General features: G+C 72.0%; 7 protein-coding genes. All 7 read right to left on the bottom strand.

Annotation, left to right across the window (positions count from 1 at the left end; translation table 11 throughout):
- Nucleotides 1-205: 205 nt before the first annotated feature.
- Nucleotides 206-955: an AAA family ATPase gene (locus tag ACFTXQ_RS33960; protein WP_382648695.1), complete on the bottom strand. Its 750-nt coding sequence runs from the start codon at nt 953-955 to the stop codon at nt 206-208.
- A gap of 104 nt (nt 956-1,059) precedes the next feature.
- Nucleotides 1,060-1,500, bottom strand: a complete 441-nt coding sequence (aroQ, locus tag ACFTXQ_RS33955; RefSeq protein WP_382648692.1) for a type II 3-dehydroquinate dehydratase — start codon at nt 1,498-1,500, stop codon at nt 1,060-1,062.
- Nucleotides 1,497-2,588 carry a 3-dehydroquinate synthase gene (aroB, locus tag ACFTXQ_RS33950; protein ID WP_382648689.1) on the bottom strand — a complete coding sequence of 364 codons (1,092 nt, stop codon included), beginning with the start codon at nt 2,586-2,588 and terminating at the stop codon, nt 1,497-1,499. Before aroB ends, aroQ begins: the two co-directional genes overlap by 4 nt.
- Complete coding sequence (locus ACFTXQ_RS33945) at nt 2,585-3,067, bottom strand: shikimate kinase (protein ID WP_382648697.1); 483 nt, start codon at nt 3,065-3,067, stop codon at nt 2,585-2,587. The genes aroB and ACFTXQ_RS33945 overlap by 4 nt, the downstream gene beginning before the upstream one ends.
- Before the next feature lie 41 nt (nt 3,068-3,108).
- A complete protein-coding gene (gene aroC, locus ACFTXQ_RS33940) occupies nt 3,109-4,293 on the bottom strand; it encodes a chorismate synthase (protein ID WP_382648686.1) in 1,185 nt (394 codons plus the stop codon).
- 218 nt (nt 4,294-4,511) lie between these two features.
- A complete protein-coding gene (locus tag ACFTXQ_RS33935) occupies nt 4,512-5,336 on the bottom strand; it encodes a shikimate dehydrogenase (RefSeq protein ID WP_382648683.1) in 825 nt (274 codons plus the stop codon).
- 6 nt (nt 5,337-5,342) lie between these two features.
- A complete protein-coding gene (mltG, locus tag ACFTXQ_RS33930; RefSeq protein WP_382648680.1) occupies nt 5,343-7,037 on the bottom strand; it encodes an endolytic transglycosylase MltG in 1,695 nt (564 codons plus the stop codon).
- Nucleotides 7,038-7,108: the final 71 nt, after the last annotated feature.

Genomic DNA, 7,108 nt, shown 5'->3' with positions numbered 1-7,108 from the left:
CCGCAGGACGAGCGCGCAACCACGCCGAGGATGTCGAAGCACGCCTTGGTGCGCGAGCCGAGGAGACGTCCCGGAGGGACCCCACGGACCGCCCCAGCGGACAAGGCCCCGCCCGGGGACACCACCGAAGCCCGCCGGCGATTGAGGCACGGGGGTCCGGGGCGGAGCCCCGGCAGCGGCGCCGCACCCGCGCACGCGGCGAACGCTAAGCCAGCGCGCGCGCAAGGGTTTCGTCGAGGGCGCGAGCCGTGGCCTCGACGTCCAGGTGCGAGTTGTCGATGATCGGCAGACCCGATCCGTACCAGCCCGCCATCCGCCCGTGAATCCGCGCGACCTCCTCGTCGGAGAGCCGCCGGTTGCCGGACCGCGCCGCGTTGCGTTCCAGGACGATCTCCAGCCCGGGCAGGAGCACCACCGGCAGCAGCGTGGGCCCCACGTGCCGCTTCCAGCCGCCCAGGCCCACCACCGGCCGGTCCGGGAAGACGGCGTCGTCGAGGATGCAGGAGATCCCGTTGGCCAGGTAGTTGCGGGCGGCGAAGCCGCAGGTGCGGCGGGCGAGGCGGTACTGGGCCTCGGAGTGCTCGTTCCAGCCCGCCTGCGGGTCGGCGAAGCCCGAGCAGACCCACTCGCGGACGTCGTCCAGACTGATGTGGGCGGTCGGCACGGGCCGGCGGCTCGCCCAGTGCCGGGCCACGGTTGTCTTCCCCGCGCCGGCCGGGCCGATGAGCAGGACCGCGAGGGTGGCCGCCCCGGTCCCCGGCACCGCGGGCGGGAGCGGAATGTGCCCGGTGGCTTCCGGTACGGGCACGACCGGGTGCGTGTGCGGCGGGGCCGGCATGGGCGGCGGCATCCCCGGCCAGCCCTGCGCCGGAGGTATCGGCGGCTGCGGAGGCGCCGCCGGATGCGGTCCCGGCTGCCCCCAGCCCGCGCTACCGCCCCCCACTCCTTGCTGCATCCGCTGCCACTCCGTCTCGTTCCGGCGACTGATGCGAGAACGTTATATGACCCCGGGGGCCCGGCGGTCCACCAGCACCGCCGGGCAGGGCTTCGGCCGGGGCCTCAGAGGGAGATCTCGTCCGCCAGTGCGCGCAGCGCCAGCCGGTACGAGCCGATCCCGAAGCCCGCCACCGTCCCGGTCGCCACGGAGGCGATGACCGAGGTGTGCCGGAACTCCTCGCGGGCGTACGGGTTCGAGATGTGCACCTCGATGAGGGGCGCGGTGCGCTGCGCGGCCGCGTCCCGCATGGCGTACGAATAGTGCGTGAAGGCGCCCGGGTTGATCACGACCGGGATCTTGCCGTCCGCCGCCTCGTGGAGCCAGCGCACCAGCTCGCCCTCGTCGTTGGTCTCGCGGACCTCGACGTCGAAGCCGAGCTCCTCGCCCAGCGTGCGGCAGCTCTCCACGAGCCCGGTGTACGAGGTGGCCCCGTACACGTCCGGCTCGCGCGACCCCAGCCGGCCCAGGTTCGGGCCGTTCAGCACCAGGACCCGGCGGCTCACGCCGACACCTCGCCGTACGCGGCGATCAGGTGCGCCGGGTCGGGGCCCTCCAGGACGGTCGGCTTGCCCAGCCCGTCGAGGACGATGAAGCGCAGCAGGTTGCCGCGGGACTTCTTGTCGACCTGCATGGTCTGGAGCAGCTTGGGCCACTGGTCGCCGCGGTAGGTCAGCGGCAGGCCGACGGCGGCGAGGATCTCCTTGTGGCGGTCGGCGGTGGCGTCGTCGAGGCGGCCCGCGAGGCGGCCCAGCTCGGCGGCGAAGACCATGCCGACGGACACGGCCGCGCCGTGCCGCCACTTGTAGCGCTCGTTCTTCTCGATGGCGTGCGCGAGGGTGTGGCCGTAGTTGAGGATCTCCCGCAGGCCGGACTCCTTGAGGTCGCTGGAGACCACGTCGGCCTTGACCTGGATGGAGCGGCAGATCAGCTCGGCCGTGTGCGGGCCCTCGGGCGTGCGCGCGGCGGCCGGGTCCTCCTCGATCAGGTCGAGGATCACCGGGTCGGAGATGAATCCGGCCTTGATGATCTCGGCGAGGCCGCTGACGTAGTCGTTGACCGGCAGCGATTCCAGGGCGGCCAGGTCGCAGAGCACACCGGCCGGCGGGTGGAAGGAGCCCACGAGGTTCTTGCCCTCGGCGGTGTTGATGCCGGTCTTGCCGCCGACGGCCGCGTCCACCATCGCGAGGACGGTGGTCGGTACGGCGATCCAGCGCACCCCGCGCAGCCAGGTGGCGGCGACGAAGCCCGCGAGGTCGGTGGTGGCTCCCCCGCCGACGCCGACGATGACGTCGGTGCGGGTGAAGCCGGACTGGCCGAGCGCCTTCCAGCAGTACGCGGCCACCTCGGCCGTCTTGGCCTCCTCGGCGTTCGGCACCTGGATGGCGACCGCCTCGTAGCCCTGCTCGGCGAGGTCGTCGCGCAGTGCCTCCCCGGTCGAGGCGAGCGCCTCGGGGTGGATCACGGCGACCCGCTGGGCCTTCGTACCGATCAGGGAGCCGAGCTCGCCGAGCAGCTGCCGGCCGACGAGCACGTCGTACGCGTCATGGCCGGCGCTCGCGCCGACGTGGATCCGCGTCACCTGGTCTGTCATACGTCCTTCAACTCCAGAGCGTCGAGGACCGCCTGGGCGACCTCTTCGGGGGTGCGGTCGTCGGTGGCCACCACGACGCGCGCGACTTCGGTGTACAGGGGGCGCCGGGCGTCCATCAGCTCGCGCCACTGGCGGCGCGGGTTGACGGCGAGCAGCGGGCGTGCGGCGCCGAGGCCGACGCGCCGTACGGCTTCCTCGACGTCCATCGACAGGTAGGCGACGGGGAGGCTGGCGAGCAGGGTGCGGGTGCCCTCGTCGAGGACGGCGCCGCCGCCGAGGGCGAGGACTCCGGTGTGCTCGGCGACGGCGGTGGCGACCGCCTGCCGCTCCAGCTCACGGAAGTACGGCTCGCCCTCGTCGACGAAGATGTCGGAGATCTCCCGGCCCTGGGCCGCGACGATGTCCGCGTCGGTGTCCCGGTAGGGGACGCCGAGCCGCTCGGCGAGCAGCGCCCCCACGGTGGACTTGCCGGACCCCATGGGGCCGACGAGTACGACGACCGGTCCGTTCGGTCCGCCCGTCACCGGATCTGCAGGTTGTCGAGGTAGGCCTGCACGTTGCGGCGGGTCTCGGGGATGGAGTCGCCGCCGAACTTCTCGACGACGGCGTCGGCCAGGACCAGGGCGACCATGGCCTCGGCGACGATGCCGGCGGCGGGGACGGCGCACACGTCGGAGCGCTGGTGGTGCGCCACCGTCGCCTCGCCGGTCGCCACGTCGACGGTGGCCAGCGCGCGCGGCACGGTGGCGATGGGCTTCATCGCGGCCCGTACGCGCAGCAGTTCGCCGGTGGTCAGGCCGCCCTCGGTGCCGCCGGAGCGGCCGGAGGTCCGCTTGAGGCCCTCGGGGGTGGAGACGATCTCGTCGTGGGCCTTGGAGCCGGGCACGCGGGCGAGCTCGAAGCCGTCGCCGACCTCGACGCCCTTGATGGCCTGGATGCCCATGAGCGCGGCGGCGAGGCGGGCGTCGAGGCGGCGGTCCCAGTGGACGTGCGAGCCGAGGCCGACGGGGACGCCGTAGGCGAGCACCTCGACGACGCCGCCGAGGGTGTCGCCGTCCTTGTGGGCCTGGTCGATCTCGGCGACCATCGCCTTGCTCGCGTCGGCGTCGAGGCAGCGCACCGGGTCGGCGTCGAGCTTGTCGACGTCGGCGGGGGTCGGGAGGACGCCGTACGGGGCCTTGGCCGAGGCCAGTTCCACCACGTGCGAGACGATCTCGATGCCCGCGGCCTCCTTGATGAAGGACCGGGCGATGGCTCCGAGGGCGACGCGGGCGGCGGTCTCACGGGCGCTGGCGCGCTCCAGGATCGGCCGGGCCTCGTCGAAGCCGTACTTCTGCATGCCGGCGAGGTCGGCGTGGCCGGGCCGCGGGCGGGTCAGCGGCGCGTTGCGGCCGGTGTCCTTCAGCAGCGAGGGGTCGACCGGGTCGGCCGACATGACGGTCTCCCACTTCGGCCACTCGGTGTTCCCGATCATGACCGCGACGGGGGAACCCAGCGACAGCCCGTGCCGGACGCCGCCGAGGAAGGTGATCTCGTCCTGCTCGAACTTCATCCGGGCCCCGCGGCCGTAGCCGAGCCGGCGCCGGGCCAGGTGGTCGGCCACCAGCTCGGTGGTGACCGGGACGCCGGCGGGAAGGCCCTCCAGCGTCGCAACCAGTGCCGGTCCGTGGGACTCCCCGGCGGTCAGCCAACGCAACCTGCTCAACGATGCTCCTCATGCTCGCGCCTGGTACAGCGACGGCGCGATCGGGTGCGCGGCCCGGACCCGCCGTACCTGATCCTCCCATGTCCGGACGCGTATACCGGGCCCTGGTCCAGCTATCGGACGCCTTGTCCGTCAGGTGACCACTTCGAAGGCTCATCGAGCCAGGTGATCCCCGCCTGTTGCCCTCCGCGCGTGATCAACTCCACAGGGTGGGCGACCTAGCGGGCGGCCAGTGCCCGCTCTCCGGCGGCCCTCATGGCGGCGAGGGGGCCCGGGGTGCGGCCGGTCATCTGCTCGACCTGGAGCACGGCCTGGTGGACCAGGAGGTCGAGTCCGCCGACGACCTTGCCGCCGTGCTGCGACCAGGCGGCCGCGAGGGCGGTCGGCCAGGGGTCATAGAGGACGTCGAAGAGGGTGCCCGCCGCGTCGGGTACGGAGGCCGCCAGCGCGTCCGTCGTACCGGCCGGGGTGGTCGCGATCACCAGCGGCGCGGTCAGCGCCTCGGCCGCCTCGGACCAGTCGGCCGTGCGGACGGGGACGCCGAGCCGCTCGCCCCACTGCCGCATCTCGTCGGCGCGGGCCCGCGAGCGGACGTACGCGGTGACCTCGCCGGAGCAGACCCGCGTGAGCGCGGCGAGCGCCGAGGAGGCGGTGGCGCCGGCGCCGAGGATGGCGGCGGACGGCACCTTGTCGATGCCGCGTTCGTGGAGCGCGGCGACGATGCCGGGGATGTCTGTGTTGTCGCCGAGGCGGCGGCCGTCCTCGGTGAGGACGACGGTGTTGACCGCCTCGACGGACGCCGCGGTGTCGCTGATGCCGTCGAGCAGCGGGATGATCGCCCGCTTCAGCGGCATGGTCAGCGACAGCCCGGCCCACTCGGGGCCGAGGCCGGCGACGAACCCCGGGAGCGCGGCCTCGTCGATCTCGAAGCGGTCGTACGACCAGTCGTCGAGGCCGAGCTCCCGGTAGGCGGCGCGGTGCAGCACCGGTGAGAGGGAGTGCTCGATGGGCGAACCCAGCACCGCGGCCCTTATGCGTGACATGCCTACCTACCCGCCGTTTTTCTGCTTCTGCCGTTCGTTGAACTCCGCGACCAGTTTCTCGTGCTCGTCGAAGGTCTTGGTGAAGGTGGTCTTGTTTCCGTCGACGGACACGAAGAACATCCAGCCGCCCTTGTCGGGGTTGAGCGTGGCGTTCAGCGCGTCGTCGCCGGGGTTGCCGATCGGGCCCGGAGGCAGGCCCTTGTAGAAGTACGTGTTGTAGGCGTGGTCGAGCGTCCTCGTCTCCGTGCGGGAGACGTTGATGTTGCTCGTGCCCTTGAGGTAGTTGATCGTCGAGTCGAACTCGAGCTTCTGGTTGGTGACGTCGTTGGTCTTCTTCAGACGGTTGTAGATGACCTCGGACATCTTCTTGAAGTCGTCGTGGTTCATGCCCTCGGCGTTGATGAGGCTCGCGACCGTGACCACCTGGAGCGGGTTGTCGAGGCCGAGCTCCTTGGCCTTGCCCTCGATGCCGATGGCCGCGTAGTTCTCGTTCGCCTTCTTGACCATCTGCTTGAGCACGGAGTCGGGCGTGCTCTCCTTGCTGAGGTCGTAGCGCGCCGGGAAGAGGAAACCTTCGAGCGGGTCCATGATCTTCGGGTTGCTGTTCGCCCAGGCGGGCAGGCCGAGGTTCTTGAACTCGCGCTTGGCGACCTCGTGGGTGGTGCCCTCCTGCTGGCCCAGGCTCTTGTCGATCGCCTTGTAGACGTCGACGTTGCGCATGCCCTCGGTGACCATCACCATGTGCAGCTTCGAGGGGTCGCTCATCACCGCGACGGCGGCCGCGGCCGACATCCGCTTCTTCAGCGGGTAGACGCCGGCCTGGATGGCCTTGCCGCCGGGTGCCTTCTGGGCCTTGTCGGCCGCGTCGGCGAACGCCTGGGCGCTGGCGACGACGCCGGCCTTCTTGAGGATGGCGCCCATCTGGAGGAGGCCCGAGCCCTTGGGGATCTCGACCTCCACGACCTCGTCGGTGCCCTCGCCCGCGAAGTCCTCGGGCGCGCCGAACTTGGCCTTGAGGTAGGTGTAGCCGTAGTAGCCGCCACCGCCGACCACGCCGATGATCACCGCGGCGGCGATCAGGCAGGCCATGCCGCTGCGCTTCTTGGGCTTGCCGCCCTTCGAGCGGCCGGAGCGGCGGCCCGTGCCGGGCTCGTCGCCGTCGTCGTCGCCGCGGCCACCGCCGCCGGCGAGGAACGACTCCTCGGGCTCCTCGTCCACGTCCTCGGCCTGCTCCGGCACCAGGTGGCGCCGGCCCGGGGGCTGCGGAGGCGGGTAGGCCTCCTCCGTGGTGTACAGGTCCGGGGCCTCGGCCCCGGGGTACACGGGCACGGGCTGCGAGGCGTACGGGTCGGCGCCCGCGTAGGGGTCGCCCTGCACCACCCCCACGTACTGGCCCTGGGCGGTGTCCCAGCCCTGGTTGTCGTAGACCGGCTGCTGCTGCGGGGCGTAGCCCTGGTGCTGCTGCTGGACGTACTGGGGGTGCTGCTGGTGTTGCGGGTGCTGCTGGACGTACTGCGGCTGCTGAGGCTGCTGCGGGTACGGCTGCTGGTACTGCTGCTCCTGTGGGTACTGCTGCTGCGGATCGCCGCCGTAGGGCGCCTGGCCCTGCTGGGTCTGGTGCCCGGTCCACCCCTGGTCCCCGTACAGGGGGTCCTCGGGGTGCCACGGTTCGGAGCCTTGGCCCCGGCCATACTCAGTCATCGGTCCCCTAGAGCCGCGAGACGAAGGCCACGGAGTCCGGCGTTCCGTGGGCGACGGCTGTTCGAATGCCG

Source organism: Streptomyces sp. NPDC057010, from assembly GCF_042673805.1.
Taxonomy (GTDB): domain Bacteria; phylum Actinomycetota; class Actinomycetes; order Streptomycetales; family Streptomycetaceae; genus Streptomyces.
Note: the sequence above shows the minus strand (reverse complement) of the source record. Positions and strands in the feature narration are given on the sequence as shown.